Genomic DNA, 17,368 nt, shown 5'->3' with positions numbered 1-17,368 from the left:
ACGGTTCAGCGTCAAGGACTCCCGTGCGGACTCAGGGAATCCGGTGAACGGTGTGACGGCCTTCACGTCGATGTGGCGGAAAGTGATGAATTCCTTACACAAGCAGTGCGTAAGTGACGGTAATTCACACACCCTGCATCGGAGGTTCACCTTGCGACCGTTCACCCTCACCTACGCCTTTCCCAAAGGGCTTTGCAACGCGGTGACGCCCTATCACTTCGACCCGGCCCGCCAACTGAACGTGCTGCCCGACGGCCGCCCGGCGATCAGTGACCCGGACCTCCTGCTCGCGGTCGGTACGACGACGTCCACCGCGGGATCCGCGACCCACTTCGACGACTGACGAACGGCCGCGAATGACCGTACTGATCCTGACGTCCGAGGAGGACGTGACCGCCGACCTGGTGGTGGCCGCACTGCACGGGGCGGGGACGCCCGTGATGCGGCTGGACCCCGCCGACCTGCCGGGCAAGGCCGTGCTGTCCGCCGACTACGCCCGCGGGGACTTCGACGGCCACCTGTCGGTCAACGGCCATGTGCTCAGCATGGGAGGGCTGCGCTCCGTCTGGGTGCGCAGGCCCGGCGAACCGGCCGCGCACGCCGCCCACCCCTCACCGTGGCTGACCGCCGAGACCCGGCAGGCGCTGTACGGGATGCTCCACTCCGCCGCCGCACGGTGGATGAACCATCCGCGCCACGCCGACCAGGCCCGACTCAAGCCCTGGCAGCTGAGGGTCGCCCACCTCAGCGGCTTCGCCGTACCGCCGACGGTCTTCACCACGGCGCCCCGGCTGGCACGGGAGTTCGCCGAGGAGTACGGGGAGGTGGTGGTGAAGTCCGCCTCGGGACCGCCGCCGGACGAGCCCGCGCTGACGCTGCCCACCACCCTCATCGGCCCCGACGCGGACTTCACCGCCGTCGCGGCCGGCCCGGCGCTGCTCCAGCGGTACGTGCCCAAGCGGGCCGACATCCGGCTGACCTGCGTCGGCACACGCCTGTTCGCCGCGCGCAAGACCGCCGAACCCGGCCAGGTCGACGGACGCTACGGCGACACGGGGCACGCCTGGGAGCCGGTCCCGGCGCCCGAGCGCATCGCCAAGTCGGTGCACGAGTACGTCACCCTCGCCGGACTGGCGTACGCCGCGTTCGACTTCGCCGAGGACGAGGACGGCATCTGGTGGTTCCTGGAGTGCAACCAGGGCGGCCAGTTCGGCTTCGTCGAACTGGAGACCGGACAGCCGATCTCGCAGGCGGTCGCCCTGTGGCTCGCACAGCGCAGGCCGGACCGTCGCGGCGCCGACAGCCGCCGCTGAATGGTGTCACGTCGGCGGTGTCGCCTGGACTACGTTGAGGAGCACTGGACCGACACGTGTTCGACGAGCCTCATGAGGGCGCGGCGTGCCGGGACCAGCGCATACGGGAGGAAGACGTGATGACCACGCGGCGGACGATCGCGCCGGACGAACTCGACACGCTGAACCTGGCCGATCCACGGCTGCACGCCGAGAGCGATCTGTCCGCAGTGTGGCGCCACCTGAGGGAGCGTCAGCCGGTCCACTGGAACCCCGCCACCGACACGGCCCCCGGGTTCTGGGTGGTGACCCGGCACGCCGACGTCACCTCCGTCTACCGCGACAGCGCGCGCTTCACCTCCGAGGGCGGCAACATCCTGGAGACCCTGCTCGCGGGCGGCGACTCCGCGGCCGGCCGGATGCTGCCCATCACCGACGGGGACAAGCACGCGGGGCTGCGCCGCCTGCTGATGTCCGCGTTCTCGCCGAGGGCCCTGGAGCCGGTCGTGGACAGTGTGCGCCGCACGGTCACCCGGCTGCTGCGGGACGCCCTGGACAAGGGCACCTGCGACTTCGCCGCCGACGTGGCGGCCCCCATACCCCTCGGCGCCGTCTGCGACCTGCTCGGCGTACCCGACGGCGACCGGGCCCACGTGCTGAGCCTGACGTCCTCGGCGCTGGGCTCGCACGACGCGGACAGCACGCCGCTGGACGCGTGGGTCGCCAAGAACGAGATCCTGCTCTACTTCGCGGGCCTCGCCCGCGACCGGCGCGACAGCCCCCACGCGGACGTCATCGCACTGCTCGCGGGCAGCGAGGTGAACGGGCTGCCGCTGGACGACGACGAGATCATGCTCAACTGCTACAGCCTGATCCTCGGCGGCGACGAGACCGCCCGCCTGTCCATGGTCGGCGCCGCCCTCGCCCTCCTGGAACACCCCGACCAGTGGCGGGCCCTCAAGCGGGGCGACGCCGGCATCGACACCGCGGTCGAGGAGATCCTGCGCTGGACGACCCCCGCCCTGCACGCCGGACGCACCGCGACGACGGACACCGAGATCGACGGCCGGCCGATCGCGGCGGGCGAGATCGTCACCGTCTGGAACGCCTCCGCCAACCGCGACGAGCGGATCTTCGACGCGCCCGGCGCGCTGCGCCTGGATCGCACCCCCAACAAGCACGTCACCTTCGCCTACGGCCCGCACTTCTGCCTCGGTGCCTACCTGGCCCGGGCGGAGATCCGTGCCGTGCTGGCCGGACTGCGCGACCTCGTGGCGGACATGGAGCAGACGGGCCCCGCGAAGCCCGTCTACTCCAACTTCCTCAGCGGTCTCGGCGCGCTGCCGCTCGCCCTGAAGGCCGCGTGAACCCCCTTACGCCGCCAGTTCCTTGCGGATGCGGTCGAGCATGAACGCGGAGGACTCCTTGGCCCGCTCCTCCCAGGCGAAGACACAGGACGTGGCGACGCCGTCGAAGTTCAGCTCGCGCAGGGTGCCGAAGAACACGTCCCAGTCGACCTCGCCCTGCCCGATGTCCAGGTGCTGGTGGATCCGGGCCGGGGTGCCGGGCGGGTTGAGGATGTAGCGCAGGCCGGACGAACCCTTGTGGTTGAAGGAGTCCGCGATGTGCACGTGCTGGAGCTTGTCACCGGCGTAGCGCATCATCGCCGCGATGTCCGCGCCGACCTGCGCGGGGCCGGACAGGTGGAAGGTGTGCGGAGCGCAGTAGAGGTAGTTCACCCAGGGCTTGTTGATCGCACGGACCAGGTCGACCGCGGGGGTGTTCTCCTCGCAGAAGTCGTCCGGGTGCGCCTCCAGGTTCAGAGCGATGCCTTCGCGCTCGAACACCGGAAGCAGTTCCTCCATCGAGCGCCAGAACGCCGCCTCGCTCTCGGCGGCGCGCTCGGGGCGGCCGTTGAACTCCGAGTTCATCAGCGTGCATTCGAGGTCGACGGTGATCTCGATCATCCGCTTCCAGTAGCGGACGGCGGCCTGCCGCTCGGTCTCGTCGGGGGAGGACCACTTGTACAGCGGCAGCACCGAGGAGAGCTGGACGCCGTGCGTGCGCAGGGCGTTCTTCAGCTCCGCGATCCGCTCGTCGTCGGCACGCGGGTGCAGGAAGAACGGCATGAAGTCGTCGCGGGGCGACAACTCGATGTACTCGTAGCCGAGTTCGGCGACCGTGCGCACCATCTCGTCGATGGGCAGCGAGCGGAGCATGTAGGGGTCGAGCGCGATCTTCACGCGGCACCTCCGTAGAAGGCGGGGCGGGGCTTGAGGTCGGTGGCGACGACGCGGCCCGACTCCAGGGCCTCGACGGTCGCTGCGGTGATGACGGTGGCGGCGTAGCCGTCCCAGGCCGAGGGCCCGGTCGGCTCGCTGCCGGCGGCGAGGCCCGCGATCCACTCGCGGAACTCGGTGTCGAAGGCGTCCCGGAAGCGGCCCACCCAGTCCGTGAGGACCTCCGTGCTGTGCTGTCCGGCGGTGCGGACGCCGACCGCGGCGGGGTCGGGCAGCCGGACGAGGCCCTCCTCGCCGACCGCCTCGCACTGGATGTCGTAGCCGTACTGGCAGTTGACGAAGACCTCCAGGTCGATCCGGACCCCCTTGGCGGTCTCGAACAGCATGATCTGGGGGTCCTTCAGGTGCGCGAACCGCTTGCTCGTGGCGCGCGGGGTGACCACCTGGGTGGAGACGATCTCGTCGTCGAGCAGCCAGCGCAGCACGTCCACCTCGTGCACGGCCGTGTCCAGGGCGGCCATGCCGGAGACGTACGACTCCGGGACGGTGGGGTTGCGGTGGGCGCAGTGCACGATCAGCGGCTCGCCGATCCGGCCGGAGTCGATGACCTGCTTCATCTGCCGGTATCCGGCGTCGTAGCGGCGCATGAAGCCGACCTGGACCAGGCGGCGGCCGTGCGCCGTCTCGGCCTCGACGATCTTCAGGCAGTCCTCGGCGGTGGTGGCCAGGGGCTTCTCGCAGAACACCGGCTTACCCGCGGCTATCGCGTTCAGCACGTGTTCGGCGTGGGTGGGGCCCCAGGACGTCACGAGGACGGCGTCGACGTCGTCCGCCGCGACCACGGCCGCGCCGTCGGGCAGCACACGCGCGCCGACCGGTGCCGCGGCCTCCTCGGCGCGGGCGGCGTCGATGTCGGTCACCGCGGTCACACGGGCACCCGTGACGGTCTCGGTGAGGCGCCGGATGTGTTCCTTGCCGATCCAGCCGGCGCCGATGACGCCTACACGTACGGTCATTGTTCCTTTTCCTTCGGACGGTGGGTCAGGAGAAGCGAGCCCGGAGTTCGGCTTCGAGGGTTTCGAGCGAGCGGCCCTTCGTCTCGGGGACGTAGAGCTTGACGAAGGTGAGCGAGAAGATGCCCGCCACCACGAACAGGAAGAACGTGTTGGAGATCCCGATGCCGGAGACCAGCGACGGGAAGACCAGCCCGATCACGAAGTTGGTCAGCCACAGCACCACGGCCGCGACGCCCATGCCGAAACCGCGCATCCGCGTCGGGAAGATCTCCGACAGCATCAGCCAGGTCACCGGCGAGATCGCGCCCTGCTGGAAGGCGAGGAAGGTGACGGTCATGGCGAGCACGGCGTAGGCACGGCCGTCACCGGCCGGCAGCGCCAGCGAGAAGACGCCGATCAGCAGCAGGGCCGCGGTCGTGCCCATCTGACCGACCATCAGCATGGGTCGGCGGGCGACACGGCCGAGCAGCCAGATGCCGACGAAGGTGGCCAGCACGGAGATGACACCGTTGGCGATGTTGGCCGTGAGCGCGCTGTCGGAGGCGAAGCCGGCGTCCGTGAGGATCTCGGTGCCGTAGTACATGATCGTGTTGACGCCGGTGATCTGCTGCACGATGGCGATGCCGAAGCCGACGAACATGAGCTTGCGCAGCCAGGGCGTGGCCTTCATGTCCTGCCAGCCGCCGAGCCGCTCCTGGTCCTCCTTGACGGCGAGCGCGGAGACCTCCGCGAGCTCGGCCTCGGCGCGCTGCCGCGAGCGCACCTGCCGGAGCACCTCCAGGGCCTCGCTGAAACGCGTCTTGGAGGCGAGCCAGCGCGGACTCTCCGGCATGACCAGCATGCCGAACCACAGCACCACGGCCGGGAGGGTGGCGATCACCAGCATCCAGCGCCACACCCCGCCGGACTCCCCGCCCACCCGGGCGATGATCGCGTTGGAGGTGAACGCCAGCAACTGACCGCTGACGATCATGAGTTCGTTACGGGTGACCAGTGCGCCGCGCCGCTCGGCGGGCGAGACCTCCGCGAGGTAGACCGGCACCGTCACCGAGGCGCCGCCCACCGCGAGGCCGAGCACGAACCGCGCCACCACCATGACGGCGGTGGTCGGCGCGAGCGTGCAGCCGAGCGCGCCGACGAAGAACAGCACCGCGAGGATGAGGATCGTACGGCGCCGTCCGCGCGCGTCCGACATCCGGCCGCCGGCCACCGCGCCCAGCGCGGCACCGAGCAGGAGCGAACTGGTGACCATGCCCTCGGTGACCGGGGTGAGCCCCAGGTCCTCCGTCATGTAGGGCAGGGCGCCGTTGATCACGCCGGTGTCGTAGCCGAACAGCAGTCCGCCGAAGGTGGCGATGACCGTGATCAGCCGCAGCCTGCGGGTCACCGCCGGCGGGGCGTCGTCCGTGACGGTGGCGGGGGGCTGCGCCGTGTTGTCCCTGACGTCCATGGGCCGCCTCCTTATCGGTCGAGAACCGTGAGCTTCGGGCGCCGGGTGCCCGTCAGGCCGCAGCCGGCCAGGTGCTCACGGGTGCTGACGGCGATCGGGAGCGGCACCTCGGGGGCGCACGGGTACAGGTCCTGCTCGACGATGACGAACAACTCGGCGTCGAGCTTCGCGAGTTCGGCGACCACGTCGGCGGGCTTGGGCACACCGGCGGGCGGCGAGACGCACACGCCGCGCTTGACGGCCTCGCCGAAGGAGAGGTTCTCGGTGTGGACCTGGGCGAGGATCTCGGGGTCCATCTGCTTGATGTGGACGTAACCGACGCGCTCGCCGAAGCGGCGGATCAGGTCGAGGTTGTCGCCGCCGCCGTAGGCGACGTGCCCGGTGTCCAGGCAGAGGTTGGTGTAGCGCGCGTCGGACTCGTTGAGCAGCCGCTCGATCTCCGGCTGGGTCTGGATGTGGCTGTCGGCGTGCGGGTGGATGACCAGGCGTACGTCGTACTCGTCGAGCAGCAGCTTGCCCAGCCGGTCGGCGGCCTTGCCGAAGCCCGCCCACTGCTCGGCGGTCAGCTCGGGCGCCTCGGTGAACGCGCCGGTCTTCTCGTCCCGGTACATGGGCGGGATGAGGACGAGGTGGTGGGCGCCCGCCGCGGCGGTCAGCGTGGCGACCTGCCGGACGTGGGCGAGCATCTCGTCCCAGGCATCGGGACGGTGCAGCGCGCCGAAGGCGGTGCCGCCGGAGACCTTGAGGCCGCGTACGGCGAGCTCCTCGGCGAGGACGGCCGGGTCGGTGGGGAGGTAGCCGTACGGGCCCAGCTCCAGCCACTCGTATCCCGCCGCGGCGAGTTCGTCGAGGAAGCGGGTGTGCGGGACCTGGTGCTCGTCCTCGGGGAACCAGACGCCCCAGGAGTCGGGGGCCGAGCCCAGGCACAGGTTGCCCGCGGTGGTGCGGAGCGAGGTTGGCGCCGTTGCCATGACGTGTCCTTCGGGGAGGGGACGGAAGTCAGTGGACGAATGTTCTTCCGCGCTCTACTAGAGCGCTCTAGTCCGAGTACGATGACCCTGGTCCAAATGTCATGTCAATAGCTTGTTGCCGGGAGATTTCGAGGCGCCGTCAAGGTGAGCGGCGTCGAAGGGTGGGTGCACAGGTGGACGAACCGAGCAGGCAGCGGCCCACGATGGCGGATGTCGCCGCGAAGGCGGGCGTCTCCCGGGCGCTCGTCTCGATCGTCTTCCGCAACCAGCCAGGAGCGGGCCAGGAGACCCGCGAGCGGATCCTGCGGGTCGCCGACGAGATCGGCTACCGGCCCGACAGCGCGGCCCGGCTGCTCGCACGCGGCCGCAGCCGCACGCTCGGCGTGATGTTCACCGTCCACCAGACCTTCCACACGGACCTGATCGCCGCCATCTACCCCGAGGCCGAGCGGCTCGGCTACGACGTCCTGCTCTCCGCCGCCGCCCACGGCCGCAGCGAGGAGAAGGCGATAGAGGCGCTGCTCGGCCACCGCTGCGAGGCGGTCATCCTGCTCGGCCCCGACGCCGAACCCGCCTACCTCGACGAACTCGGACACCGCACCGTCACCGTCTCGGTCAGCCGCCGTGTGCCGCACGCGCGCGTGGACTTCGTGCACAGCGCCGAGGGCAAGGGCGTACGGCAGGCCATGGACCACCTCGTGGAACTGGGCCACCGCCGGATCGTGCACATCGACGGCGGGCGCGGCCCCGGCTCCGCCGAGCGGCGCCGCGCCTACCGGGCCGCCATGCGCAGGCACGGTCTGGAGTCCGAGGCGCGAGTGATCCCCGGCGCCCACACCGAGGAGTCCGGCATCGAGACGGGCCATCTGCTCGTGGCGGAGCGCGACCGGGGGCTGCCGCTGCCCACCGCGGTCCTCGCGGGCAACGACCGTTGCGCGATGGGCCTGCTGATGACCCTGACGCGTGCGCGGATCGAGGTCCCGCGGGACATGTCCGTCATCGGCTACGACGACAGCCACCTGTCCCACCTGATGCCGATCGGTCTGACGACGGTCCGTCAGGACTCCGTGCTGATGGCCGAGAACGCGGTGCGGTTCGCCGTGGAGCGGCTGGAGGACCGGCAACTGGAGCCGCGCGAGGCGGTACTGGACCCGAAGCTCGTCGTCCGGGGCACGAGCGGGCCGGCCCCGCGGGAGCCGGCCTGAGAGTCGCGGTGGCGAGGCCGGCCGTGCCCCGTCGCGGTCACGGCCGGCCTCGCCTGTCCTTGGGGTTACCGCGTTCCCTTCGCGGCGAACTCGGCGACCGCGTCGACGTTCTCCTTGGTGATGAAGGCGGGTCCGGTGAGGACCGGGGCGGTGCCGCCGCCGCTGAAGTTGCCGTTGGTCTTGTACAGCCACAGCGAGTCGACGGCCAGGTAGCCCTGGAGGTAGGGCTGCTGGTCGACGGCGAACTCGACCTTGCCGTCCTGGACGGCGGTGACCAGTTCCTTGTTGAGGTCGAAGGTGGCGACCTTGGCCTTGGCGCCGGCGTCGGCCACCGACTGCACGGCCGTCAGGGCGAAGGGGGCGCCGAGGGTGACGACCTGGTCGATGCTGGAGTCCTGCTGGAGCTTGGCCGTGATCGTCGACTTCACGGACGGCATGTCGGTGCCGTTGACGTAGACGATGTCGGTCTTGCCCTTGAAGCCCTTCTTCAGGCCGGCGCAGCGGGACTCCAGGGCGACCTGTCCCTGCTCCTGGATGACGCACAGGGCGTGCTTGGCGCCGCTCTCGTTGAGGCGTTCACCGAAGGCCTGACCGGCGATGTTCTCGTCCTGCCCGAAGTACTCGAGCATGCCGAGCTCTTTCCAGTTGTCCAGGCCGGAGTTGAAGCCGACCACGGGGATGCCGGCGGACGTCGCCTTGGCCACGACGGCCTTCATGGCGCTGGGCTTGGCGGCGGTGAGGGCGATGCCGTCGACCTTCTGGTCGATCGCGTTCTGGACGAGGTTGGCCTGCGTCCCGGCGCTGGGGTCGCTGGAGTAGACGAGCTTGATGTTGTCCTTGGCGGCGGCGGCCTCGGCACCCTTGCGGATCAGGTCCCAGAAGGTGTCGCCGGGGGCGGCGTGGGTGATCATGGCCACGGTCATCCGGGGCGTGGTGGCCTTGCCCGCCGAGGCCTCGGCAGCGCCTTCCTCGGACTTCTTGCCGCCGGAGCCGCTGGAGCATCCGGTGGCGAGCAGGGCGCCCGCCACGACGGCGGCGGCCACGGCGGCGGCTCTGTGATGACTGCGCATGTCCCATGCACCTCACTGTGCTGATCAGGGCGGGTTCTCAGGTGGGGGGAGGTCACGGGTCTACCGCCCGCTGGATACGGCTGGAGCGCTTCACTAGCGCGCTCTAGTGGCAGGTACTATGCGGCGGTCCGGAGGCGATGTCAATGGGCTTGTCAGGACGTATCGACAAATCCAAGGTGGGAGAGTGCGCGCGGCGCGGCGCCGCTGGGCCGTGCGGCTCGGGGAGCGCCGGGCGGGCGGGCGAGGAGTCACCGGGCGCGAAACAGGACCACCCCGCCCTGTGAGGGCGGGGTGGGGACGGAGTAGGAGCGGCCGAGGGCGGCCGGATCAGGCGGGTCGTATCACGCTGTGGATCGCCGACTCACCTGCGTAGTGCATCGACTCCTCGCGTATGACCGCTCCGGGGCCGGGGGCGTGGATCATCATGCCGTTTCCGGAGCAGATGCCGACGTGACCGGCGTGGAAGAGGACCAGGTCGCCGGGTTCGGCGGAGGTGACGGCAATTCCGCGGCCGGCGGTCGCCTGCTCCTGCGGGGTGCGGGGGAGCGTGATCCCGGCGGCCTTCCAAGCGGCCTGGGTGAGGCCGGCGCCGTCGTACGCGTCCGGGCCGGTCGTGCCCCAGACACAGGGCTTGCCGAGCTGGGCGCGGGCGAAGTCCAGGGCCCGCACGGCTCGCGTGTCCTGGGGTGCGGCCGCTGGGGCGGGGCTGCTCGGGGCCAGGGCGGGCGGGCTGGGAGTGGTGACAGCGGGGGCGGGGGTGGGGGTGGGAGCGGGGGCGGGGGCTCCGAGGGGCAGGCTCGCCGTGCTGGACCACGCCGTCGTGTCGGCGGGGGCCGCGGCGAGGCCGTCGGCCGACCGCAGGTCCTGGAGGACCTGCCACTGTGTGCCGGTCGCGGACTGGGGTGGGGCTGGGGTGGCGGGCCAGGGGGCGGGGGCGGCCGGGGTTTGTGTGGTGCTCCGGGTGTCTGCGGCTGGGGTGGGCGTGGTGCTCCAGGTGTCGGCGGGTAGGGCCGGTGTGGTGCTCCGGGTGTCGGTGCCCGGGGTGGGTGTGGTGCTCCACGTGTCGGTGGCCGGGGTGGGTGTGGTGCCCCAGGAGTCGGCGGGTAGGGCCGGTGTGGTGCTCCAGGTGTCGGTGGCCGGGGTTTGTGTCGTGGTCCCGGTGTCGGCGACGGGCCGGGCTGGTGTGGGGTTCCACGTGTCGGTGGCCGGGGTGGGTGTAGTGCCCCAGGTGTCGGCGGGTAAGGCCGGTGTGGTGCCCCAGGTGTCGGTGGTCGGGGCCGGTGTGGTGCTCCAGGTGGCGGTGGCCGGGGTTTGTGTCGTGGTCCCGGTGTCGGCCGGCAAGGCCGGTGGGGTGCTCCAGGTGTCCGTGGCCGGCGGCGTCGCCGGCTGGGGCGCGATCGCCGTTGGTGGTGTGTTCTGCTGCTCGATGTACGCCGACAGCAGTGCGCGGGCCCGGTCGATCTTGCGCTGGTTCTGCTCCTTGGTCGCCTTCAGCGCGGACCGCTGCCGCGACTCGGCCGTCATCTCGGCCGCCGGTTCGGCGGGCGGCGCGGCCGGGGCGGGCAGGGCAAGGGCGGTCTGCGTGGCCTGGTCAGCCGGAGTGTGCGATGTCTCCGGAGGGGCCGGCAGGGCGGCGATGGGGCCGGCCGTCAGTTCCGCGACGGCAGCCGATCCGGTGGCCGGAGCGGACGTCAGCTCGGCTGCCGGCGCGGCGGGCGGCTCCAGGGCGGGGCGGCCGGACGAGGCCCGCCCGAGGTCGGTGAGGTCCGCCACCGCACGCTCGGCGGGGCGCGCGGACCGTGTCCCGCCGGGCCGCTCCGGCTTGTCGCTCGGCAGCGTCGCCGGAACCGTCGGACCCAGCTTCGAGCGGGCGGCGTCGAACCACTGCCGGGCGACCCTGTCGAGCGCGGAGTCGCCGCGCCTGGTGTCGCCGCGCCTGGTGTCGTCGTTCCCGGCAGGCGCGTCCGGCCCGCGTCCGGCGTCGGTCGGCCGGTCGGCACGCCCTCGTGATCCCGCCGACGCCGCGCGGGTGGCGTTGAAGGTGCCCGTGTCGGACTCGGCCTGGTCGTAGAGGGAGCTGACCTTTCGGCTGACCTCCTCGCGGCTCGGTGTCTCGTCCCCGAGGGAGGGGGCGGCGTTGGCCGTCTGGGCGAGCAGGGCCACAGAGGTGAGGGCCGCCGACGCGAGTGCGGAATTGCGCATGCCGGGCAGGCTGAGAGCCCCCGGACGCGCCGTGCGTTCCGGCGCCATGGGCGACGTACTCCTTCCGTGCTCCGCCTACCGGGTTAGCTGACGGGTTCGGGCGGTCGTTTCCGGAAGGTGTGCCCTACGGCCCTTGCCCCGAAGGGCAGTTGGGCCGATTCACCCCAAGTTCGGTTGGGTCCCCGGCTCCCGTGACCCCTGCGGGCGCACCGGACTCGGCGGAGGGCGCACGTCCCGACGGGGTTCGCCAGAGATCGTCGTGCGGCCTGAGCCGTAACCTAACGAACTTGTGTGCCCCGCGTGAAGATTGACGTGTGAAATGTCCGATACGTTTCTGTGACCTTCGACGCTCGCGGCGCGGAGACCACCGAATTCACTTCGCACCGCGTTGATTCCGCCACGCCTCGTAGTGGTCCAGCAGGGTCTGCTCGATCGGACGGTAGGTGATGCCCAGTTCGGTCACGCTGCGGCTGTTGTCCACCCGGAACCGGATGCCGAGGTGCTTGCGGATGTAGTCCTGGGTCAGTCCGAAGGCGGGGCCCAGGATCCTTACCGGCCAGTGCGGGAGCGCGGTGCGCGGGAGGCGGAGGTCGCGGGGGTACCGGGTCCGGATGATGCGGGACATCTCGTGGAAGGACGTCATGGTGCGATCGGCGACGATGTAACGCCCTTTCGCGTCCGGGTTCTCCGCCGCCGCCACGTGCGCTTCGGCCACCTCGCGCACGTCCGCCGTGGTGAAACTGAAGTCCGGTGCGCCGTAGAAGAAGTAGCCCTTGAACAGCTCCTCCAGCAGGAACAGGCTGCCGGACCGGGAGGTGGGGGTGAGTGAAGGGCCCAGGATCAGGCCGGGGTTGACGGAGACCATGCGCCAGCGGTCCTGGGCGGCCTCCGCCTGCCAGGCCGCGCGTTCCGCGACGGTCTTCGCGTAGTGGTACGGGTTGTTCTCGACCGTGCTGGTGGTGTTGAAGTACCGCTCCGACAGCACTGCGTCGGTCATGTGCAGGACATCGGCGTAGTCGCCGAAGATCGCGCCGACGGTGGAGGTGAACACCAGCCTCTCGACCGTGGGCGACCGCTCGATGCTCGCCAGTACGTTGCGCGTGCCGAGCAGGGCCGGGTCCACCATGTCCCGCCGGCCGTCCTTGATCCGCTCCGGCATGAGGAACGGTGACGCCACATGGAACACGACCCGGCAGCCGCTCATCGCCGCGTCGAAGGAGCCCTCGGTCAGCAAGTCCGCCTCGAAGAGGGACAGTCGGCCGGGAAACGCCTCCTGCATCTCCCGCAACGGGCGCGCCTTCGCCGCGTCGGCGCTGCTGCGCACGGTGGTGTGGACCTCGTACCCCCGCTCCAGGAGCCGCCTGACCAGATGACTGCCGACGAAACCGCTGCCACCGGTCACCAGCACGGCCGTCGACCCGTGTGCGCCCACGCTCACACCCCTTGTCCCCACGGAAGTCGGGCGATCACGCTAGCGGCGTTCGCGGCGCGGTGCCATGTGTCCGGCGGTTCGTGGAGCCGACGCCGGCCGGCCGAGGCGACCGGCGTCGCGCACGGGGCCGCGCCTCGCGCCGGCCATGTCACCAGTGGCGGAGCCGAAGCTCGTACTCCGGGTCGATCCGCCGCATGGAGCCGGTGTCGTCACGGGAGCGCGGGCCCGAGTCGAGGTACAGGCGGTGCAGCCGGTCCAGGGCGTCGTGGTCGAGCTCCACGACGGGTCCCGGGCCGGTGGGGACCTGTACCGCGCCGTCGCGCAGTGCCAAATGACCAGTCAAGCTGCGAATCGCCTCGGTCGCATGTCAAGACATGGCGATGGGATTTCATCGGCTCCACAGGGGCATGCGCTCCCGGAGGTGTGTTCGTGTCACCCCCGGAAAACCAGCCACTGTGTGTTGTGTGCGACTCAAGGAGACCGCACGGTCGTGCGACCGGTCGAACGGCGCGGGTGAGGGGTCTCGTGCCGGGGTCGGGGCCCGCTCGGCCTCCCGGAGCGACACCTCTGTGCGGGATCTGTGAACCACCTGGCCGGGGCGCGCAGGCGTGATGTGCGGATGCCGCGAGGGCCTCTTCACCAAACCCCCTCCCGCGGTGGCCAGAAGGCGCCTTGCTCCGTCAACTTCCCGCGCAGCAAGGTGGGTTGAGCACTTGAGCATCAGGAGTCACAAGCGAGTTGCTTGACCCGCGCGGCCGACCGCCCGCGGGGTGATGACGGGGGAACTGGTGCGGTGCACGTGACGGCGTCGCTCGTGTGGGTGGCGTTTTCGTGCTCCGGTCGGGAATGCCTCCTCTGCCATCTCTTGGTGCCTTTGTCCGGTACCCGAGACAGGGATAGGAGGGGGAATGCCGATGAGCGCGGTCAGCGCCGCCAAGCCGACGTATCCCGGCGTCTACGTAGAGGAACTTCCCAGCAGTACCCGCACCATCTCGACCCTGACCACGTCCGTGACCGCCTTTGTGGGCCACACCCGGCGGGGTCCGCTCAACGAGCCGGTTCGCGTCACCAGCTTCGCGGAGTTCGAGCGCCGCTTCGGAGGTCTGAGCGCGCAGAGCGCCGTCGGCTACGCGGTCCACCAGTTCTTCGGCAACGGCGGCACCGTCGCGGTGATCGTCCGCGTCGCCAAGGCCGGCAGCGGCAAGGCCGCCTGCGTCACCCTCAAGTCCACCGAGGGTCACAGCGAGGGCCCGGTCCTCGAAGTGCACGCCAAGGAGCCCGGCGTCTGGGGCAACGGCCTGCGGGTCGCCGTCGACCACGACACGCCGTGCCCCGACGAAACCTTCAACCTGCGCGTCTACGACGCCAAGGGCGACGCCCGCGAGAGCTTCACCGGCCTGTCCATGGACCCCTCCCACGGCCGCTTCGCGCAGACCGTGATCAACACGGGCTCCAGGCTGATCCGCGTCGAGGTCGTCGGCGAGGGCCGCCCCGACCCCTCCGGCACCGTCTCCAAGCCCTTCGGCGACGAACTGCCGAACCTCGCCGTCGACCTGACCGTCAAGATCGGCGAGGTGGAGCGCGAGTTCACCCTCTACGACCCCGACTGCGACGGCGAAGCCCCGTGCAGCGTGGCCGAGTTGGCGCTGCTCCTGGAGCGCAAGCTGCGCGCCCTGCCCGACGCGCCCGGCAAGCACGCCTTCGCGGGCGCCGAGGTCACCGCCTTCGGCCGCCGTATCCAGGTCGTCGCCGGCTCCACCGACCCCGAGGACGTCGTCCGCTTCCTCGGCGAATGCGCCAACGACCTCGGCCTGGAGGCGTCCGTCAACCCGCCGGTCTTCCCGCTGGAGGGCGGTGAGGACGGCGCGGCACCCGGCCCGCGCGACCTCATCGGCTCCGAGGCCGACAAGTCCGGCATCCAGGCGCTGCGCGGCATCGCCGACGTCAACCTGCTGGCACTGCCCGAACTCGCCGCGTACGAGAAGACCGAGGACGCGCTCACCGTCATCTCGGCCGCCCAGCGGCTGTGCGCCGAGCGGCGGATCTTCCTGCTGGTGGACTCGCCGAGCACCTGGGTCAGCGTCGACACCGCCCGCGCCGGGCTCGCCGCCTTCGACGCCGTACGCGGCAACCACGCGGGTCTGTACTTCCCGCACCTCCAGCTCACCGACCCGCTCACCGGCCGACTGCGCTCCTTCCCGCCGTCCGGCGCGGTCGCCGGCGTCATCGCCCGCACCGACTCCGAGCGCGGCGTGTGGAAGGCCCCAGCCGGCACCGAGGCGCGGCTCGCGGGCGTGCACTCGCTCACCGTCAACCTGACCGACCGCGAGACCGGACTGCTCAACCCGCTCGGCGTCAACTGCCTGCGCACCTTCCCGCTGACCGGCCCCGTCGTCTGGGGCGCGCGCACGCTGGAAGGCTCGGACGCGCTCGACAGCGAGTGGAAGTACGTGCCCGTGCGGCGGCTCGCGCTGCACGTGGAGGAGAGCCTGCAGCGCGGTCTGCAGTGGGTCGTCTTCGAACCCAACGACGAGAACCTGTGGCAGCAGATCCGGCTCGCCGCCTCCTCGTACCTGCACACCCTCTTCCGCCAGGGCGCCTTCAAGGGCGGCACCCCGCGCGAGGCGTACTTCGTCAAGTGCGACAGCGACACGACGACCGCCGAGGACATCGAGAACGGCATCGTCAACGTCCTCGTCGGCATCGCACCGGTCCGTCCGGCCGAGTTCGTGATCGTCAAAATCCAGCAGACGTCCGGGCAGTTCGCGCTCTAGGCGCGGGGAATCGTGGAGAACTGAAGGAATCCGATGGCTGAGTTCACGGTCAACGCGCATCGCTTCGACCCCTACAAGAACTTCAAGTTCCTGGTCCTGTGGGACGGTCGCACGGTCGCCGGCATCAGCAAGATCAGTCCGCTGAAGCGGACGACGGAGGTCGTCAAGCACCGCCACGGCGGCGATCCGTCGTCGCCCCGCAAGTCGCCGGGCCGCTCCGAGTTCGAGGGCATCACCCTGGAGCGCGGCGTCACCCACGACCCCGAGTTCGACCGCTGGGCCAACAAGGTCTGGCAGGTCGGCGCGGGCCTCGGCTCCGAGGTGTCCCTCGCCGACTTCCGCAAGGACATAGTGATCCAGGTCCTCAACGAGGCCGGCCAGGTCGCCGTCTCGCACAAGCTGTACCGGACCTGGCCCAGCGAGTACCAGGTCCTCGGCGAGCTCGACGCCAACGCCAACGCGGTCGCCATCCAGTCGCTGAAGCTCGAGTGCGAGGGCTGGGAGCGGGACTACGAGGTGCCCGAGCCGCAGGAGCCGTCGTTCCTCAACCCCGCCTGACCTGAGGACAGTTGAGGAAGCGGGGGGAGAACATGGCGATCACCGGGGCGGCCGACCTGCTGGCCACCTGGGAGGCTGGCCTCGCCGAGGCACCGACGGGGCGGGCTCTGCTGCTGCACCGCACGGCCCGCCCGGACGTCGACGCCGCGAGCCTGCCGGTACTGCCGGTGGGCGAGCGCGAGGCCGACCTGTTCGCGCTGCGCCGCGCCCTGTTCGGGGAACGGATGCAGGTGCGGCTGGAGTGCGCGGCGTGCGGGGCGGACATGGAGTTCGAGCTGGACGCCGGGCAGTTCGCGCGGTCGCTGGGCAAGCCCGGGACACCGAGTGACTCCCGTGTGGTGCGCGTCGAACGGGACGGCTGGGACGTGCGGTTCCGGCTCCCCGGTGCCGCCGACCTCACGGCGGCGGCCCGGTCGGCGGACCCACGCGCCGCCCTCCTCACCCGGTGCCTCGTCTCGGCGGTGCGCGACGGGGCGGCGGTGCCCGCCGGTGACCTGCCCGCCCCGGTCCAGCGCCGGATCGCCGAGGCGGTCGAGGCCGCCGATCCGGGGGCCGACGTGACGCTCAACATCGCCTGCCCCGAGTGCGACGAGGCGACCCGCGCCGAGCTGGACATCGCCTCCTACCTGTGGACCGAACTGGACGCCTGGGCACGGGACCTGCTGCTCGACGTCCATCTGCTCGCCACCTCGTACGGCTGGAGCGAGCCGGAGATCCTGGCGCTCAGCCCGCTGCGGCGCCGTTACTACCTGGAGCTGTGTGCGGATGTCTGACGCCGAAGGGGCGCCGGTTCCCGACTTCCTCGACCGGCTGATCGCCCGGCACGCCCCGGCCGCCGGCCCGCGCCCGGGTGTGGTGCGGGTACGTCCCCGGCTGCCCGGGCCGTTCGAACGGGTGGAGGCGGTCCGGGCCACGACCGCGGAACCGGACGACGGCACCGACCTGCTGTGGCCCGCCACCACCCCATCCGCGGTACCGCAGGCCGCCGCACCGCGCCCGGCCACGCCCGCGCCCCGCCACACCGAACGCGAGCGGATGGCCGTACGCACCGAACGCACCCCGGCGTCGACCTGGACGACGATGTTGCGGGGCCGGTCCAATGTGAAGCGCGCGGTGCTCCCGAGCACCTCAGGCTTGATGCCGTACGAATCCGGACGG

At 70.9% G+C, this 17,368-nt stretch carries 14 protein-coding genes, 2 pseudogenes and 1 riboswitch; of the genes and pseudogenes, 8 read left to right on the top strand and 8 right to left on the bottom strand.

Translation table 11 applies throughout. From position 1 onward, the window contains the following. The first annotated feature begins 151 nt into the window (after window positions 1-151). From tgmA to ABZ078_RS18985, 3 genes are all read left to right on the top strand, one after another. Window positions 152-343: a putative ATP-grasp-modified RiPP gene (gene tgmA / locus ABZ078_RS18995; RefSeq protein ID WP_356576652.1), complete on the top strand. Its 192-nt coding sequence runs from the start codon at window positions 152-154 to the stop codon at window positions 341-343. A gap of 13 nt (window positions 344-356) precedes the next feature. Beyond that, window positions 357-1,313 (top strand): ATP-grasp ribosomal peptide maturase, encoded by a 957-nt coding sequence (gene tgmB, locus ABZ078_RS18990; RefSeq protein ID WP_356576650.1) that lies wholly within the window; start codon window positions 357-359, stop codon window positions 1,311-1,313. 119 nt (window positions 1,314-1,432) lie between these two features. Then, a complete protein-coding gene (locus ABZ078_RS18985) occupies window positions 1,433-2,659 on the top strand; it encodes a cytochrome P450 (RefSeq protein WP_356576649.1) in 1,227 nt (408 codons plus the stop codon). A 6-nt stretch (window positions 2,660-2,665) separates the two neighbouring features. Here the strand turns inward: ABZ078_RS18985 and ABZ078_RS18980 are convergent, their stop codons facing one another. Genes ABZ078_RS18980 through ABZ078_RS18965 form a run of 4 tightly spaced genes read right to left on the bottom strand, consistent with a single transcriptional unit; the run spans window position 2,666 to window position 6,969 of the window. Next, entirely contained in the window at window positions 2,666-3,535 is an 870-nt protein-coding gene (locus ABZ078_RS18980) for a sugar phosphate isomerase/epimerase (protein ID WP_356576647.1), read from the bottom strand. Beyond that, complete coding sequence (locus ABZ078_RS18975) at window positions 3,532-4,548, bottom strand: Gfo/Idh/MocA family oxidoreductase (protein WP_356576645.1); 1,017 nt, start codon at window positions 4,546-4,548, stop codon at window positions 3,532-3,534. The genes ABZ078_RS18980 and ABZ078_RS18975 overlap by 4 nt, the downstream gene beginning before the upstream one ends. Window positions 4,549-4,573: 25 nt before the next feature. Further along, window positions 4,574-5,998, bottom strand: a complete 1,425-nt coding sequence (locus ABZ078_RS18970) for a sugar porter family MFS transporter (protein ID WP_356576644.1) — start codon at window positions 5,996-5,998, stop codon at window positions 4,574-4,576. A gap of 11 nt (window positions 5,999-6,009) precedes the next feature. After that, a complete protein-coding gene (locus tag ABZ078_RS18965) occupies window positions 6,010-6,969 on the bottom strand; it encodes a TIM barrel protein (RefSeq protein ID WP_356576642.1) in 960 nt (319 codons plus the stop codon). A gap of 203 nt (window positions 6,970-7,172) precedes the next feature. On the opposite strand from ABZ078_RS18965, the gene ABZ078_RS18960 reads away from it, so the two are divergent. Continuing rightward, on the top strand, window positions 7,173-8,174 hold the full coding sequence (locus ABZ078_RS18960) for a LacI family DNA-binding transcriptional regulator (protein WP_356576825.1): 1,002 nt from the start codon (window positions 7,173-7,175) through the stop codon (window positions 8,172-8,174). Window positions 8,175-8,239: 65 nt separating this feature from the next. Here ABZ078_RS18960 and ABZ078_RS18955 read toward each other — a convergent pair whose 3' ends face one another. The 4 genes and pseudogenes from ABZ078_RS18955 to ABZ078_RS18940 all read right to left on the bottom strand — a co-directional run. Beyond that, window positions 8,240-9,244 carry a sugar ABC transporter substrate-binding protein gene (locus ABZ078_RS18955; protein WP_356576640.1) on the bottom strand — a complete coding sequence of 335 codons (1,005 nt, stop codon included), beginning with the start codon at window positions 9,242-9,244 and terminating at the stop codon, window positions 8,240-8,242. A 327-nt stretch (window positions 9,245-9,571) separates the two neighbouring features. Continuing rightward, window positions 9,572-11,446, bottom strand: coding sequence for an NlpC/P60 family protein (locus ABZ078_RS18950; RefSeq protein ID WP_356576639.1), 1,875 nt, complete (start codon window positions 11,444-11,446; stop codon window positions 9,572-9,574). Window positions 11,447-11,502: 56 nt separating this feature from the next. Beyond that, a riboswitch (cyclic di-AMP (ydaO/yuaA leader) is annotated at window positions 11,503-11,677 on the bottom strand. Between the two features lie 142 nt (window positions 11,678-11,819). Next, window positions 11,820-12,884, bottom strand: coding sequence for an NAD-dependent epimerase/dehydratase family protein (locus ABZ078_RS18945; protein ID WP_356576637.1), 1,065 nt, complete (start codon window positions 12,882-12,884; stop codon window positions 11,820-11,822). A 142-nt stretch (window positions 12,885-13,026) separates the two neighbouring features. Beyond that, a pseudogene (locus ABZ078_RS18940) lies at window positions 13,027-13,197 on the bottom strand (glucarate dehydratase); the annotation flags it as partial. Window positions 13,198-13,786: 589 nt separating this feature from the next. Between ABZ078_RS18940 and ABZ078_RS18935 the strand changes: the two are divergent. The 4 genes and pseudogenes from ABZ078_RS18935 to ABZ078_RS18920 form a co-directional block, all read left to right on the top strand. Continuing rightward, the gene (locus tag ABZ078_RS18935) at window positions 13,787-15,652 is read left to right on the top strand and encodes a phage tail sheath subtilisin-like domain-containing protein (protein ID WP_356576635.1); all 1,866 of its coding nucleotides are present in this window, start codon (window positions 13,787-13,789) and stop codon (window positions 15,650-15,652) included. A gap of 33 nt (window positions 15,653-15,685) precedes the next feature. Continuing rightward, window positions 15,686-16,210: a phage tail protein gene (locus tag ABZ078_RS18930; protein ID WP_086173538.1), complete on the top strand. Its 525-nt coding sequence runs from the start codon at window positions 15,686-15,688 to the stop codon at window positions 16,208-16,210. A gap of 32 nt (window positions 16,211-16,242) precedes the next feature. Continuing rightward, window positions 16,243-16,983, top strand: coding sequence for a hypothetical protein (locus tag ABZ078_RS18925; RefSeq protein WP_356576633.1), 741 nt, complete (start codon window positions 16,243-16,245; stop codon window positions 16,981-16,983). Continuing rightward, a pseudogene (locus tag ABZ078_RS18920) lies at window positions 16,976-17,368 on the top strand (hypothetical protein); the annotation flags it as partial. The gene ABZ078_RS18925 and the pseudogene ABZ078_RS18920, both read left to right, overlap by 8 nt.

Origin of the sequence: Streptomyces sp. NPDC006385 (assembly GCF_040612485.1) — a bacterium.
GTDB lineage: Bacteria > Actinomycetota > Actinomycetes > Streptomycetales > Streptomycetaceae > Streptomyces.
Note: the sequence above shows the minus strand (reverse complement) of the source record. Positions and strands in the feature narration are given on the sequence as shown.

Excerpts from the sequence above, each read along its gene's own strand:
- tgmB (WP_356576650.1), top strand. The coding sequence starts at position 357 with ATGACCGTACTGATCCTGACGTCCGAGGAGGACGTGACCGCCGACCTG.
- ABZ078_RS18985 (WP_356576649.1), top strand. The coding sequence starts at position 1,433 with ATGACCACGCGGCGGACGATCGCGCCGGACGAACTCGACACGCTGAAC.
- ABZ078_RS18975 (WP_356576645.1), bottom strand. The coding sequence starts at position 4,548 with ATGACCGTACGTGTAGGCGTCATCGGCGCCGGCTGGATCGGCAAGGAA.
- ABZ078_RS18970 (WP_356576644.1), bottom strand. The coding sequence starts at position 5,998 with ATGGACGTCAGGGACAACACGGCGCAGCCCCCCGCCACCGTCACGGAC.
- ABZ078_RS18965 (WP_356576642.1), bottom strand. The coding sequence starts at position 6,969 with ATGGCAACGGCGCCAACCTCGCTCCGCACCACCGCGGGCAACCTGTGC.
- ABZ078_RS18960 (WP_356576825.1), top strand. The coding sequence starts at position 7,173 with ATGGCGGATGTCGCCGCGAAGGCGGGCGTCTCCCGGGCGCTCGTCTCG.
- ABZ078_RS18955 (WP_356576640.1), bottom strand. The coding sequence starts at position 9,244 with ATGCGCAGTCATCACAGAGCCGCCGCCGTGGCCGCCGCCGTCGTGGCG.
- ABZ078_RS18950 (WP_356576639.1), bottom strand. The coding sequence starts at position 11,446 with ATGCGCAATTCCGCACTCGCGTCGGCGGCCCTCACCTCTGTGGCCCTG.
- ABZ078_RS18935 (WP_356576635.1), top strand. The coding sequence starts at position 13,787 with ATGCCGATGAGCGCGGTCAGCGCCGCCAAGCCGACGTATCCCGGCGTC.
- ABZ078_RS18930 (WP_086173538.1), top strand. The coding sequence starts at position 15,686 with ATGGCTGAGTTCACGGTCAACGCGCATCGCTTCGACCCCTACAAGAAC.
- ABZ078_RS18925 (WP_356576633.1), top strand. The coding sequence starts at position 16,243 with ATGGCGATCACCGGGGCGGCCGACCTGCTGGCCACCTGGGAGGCTGGC.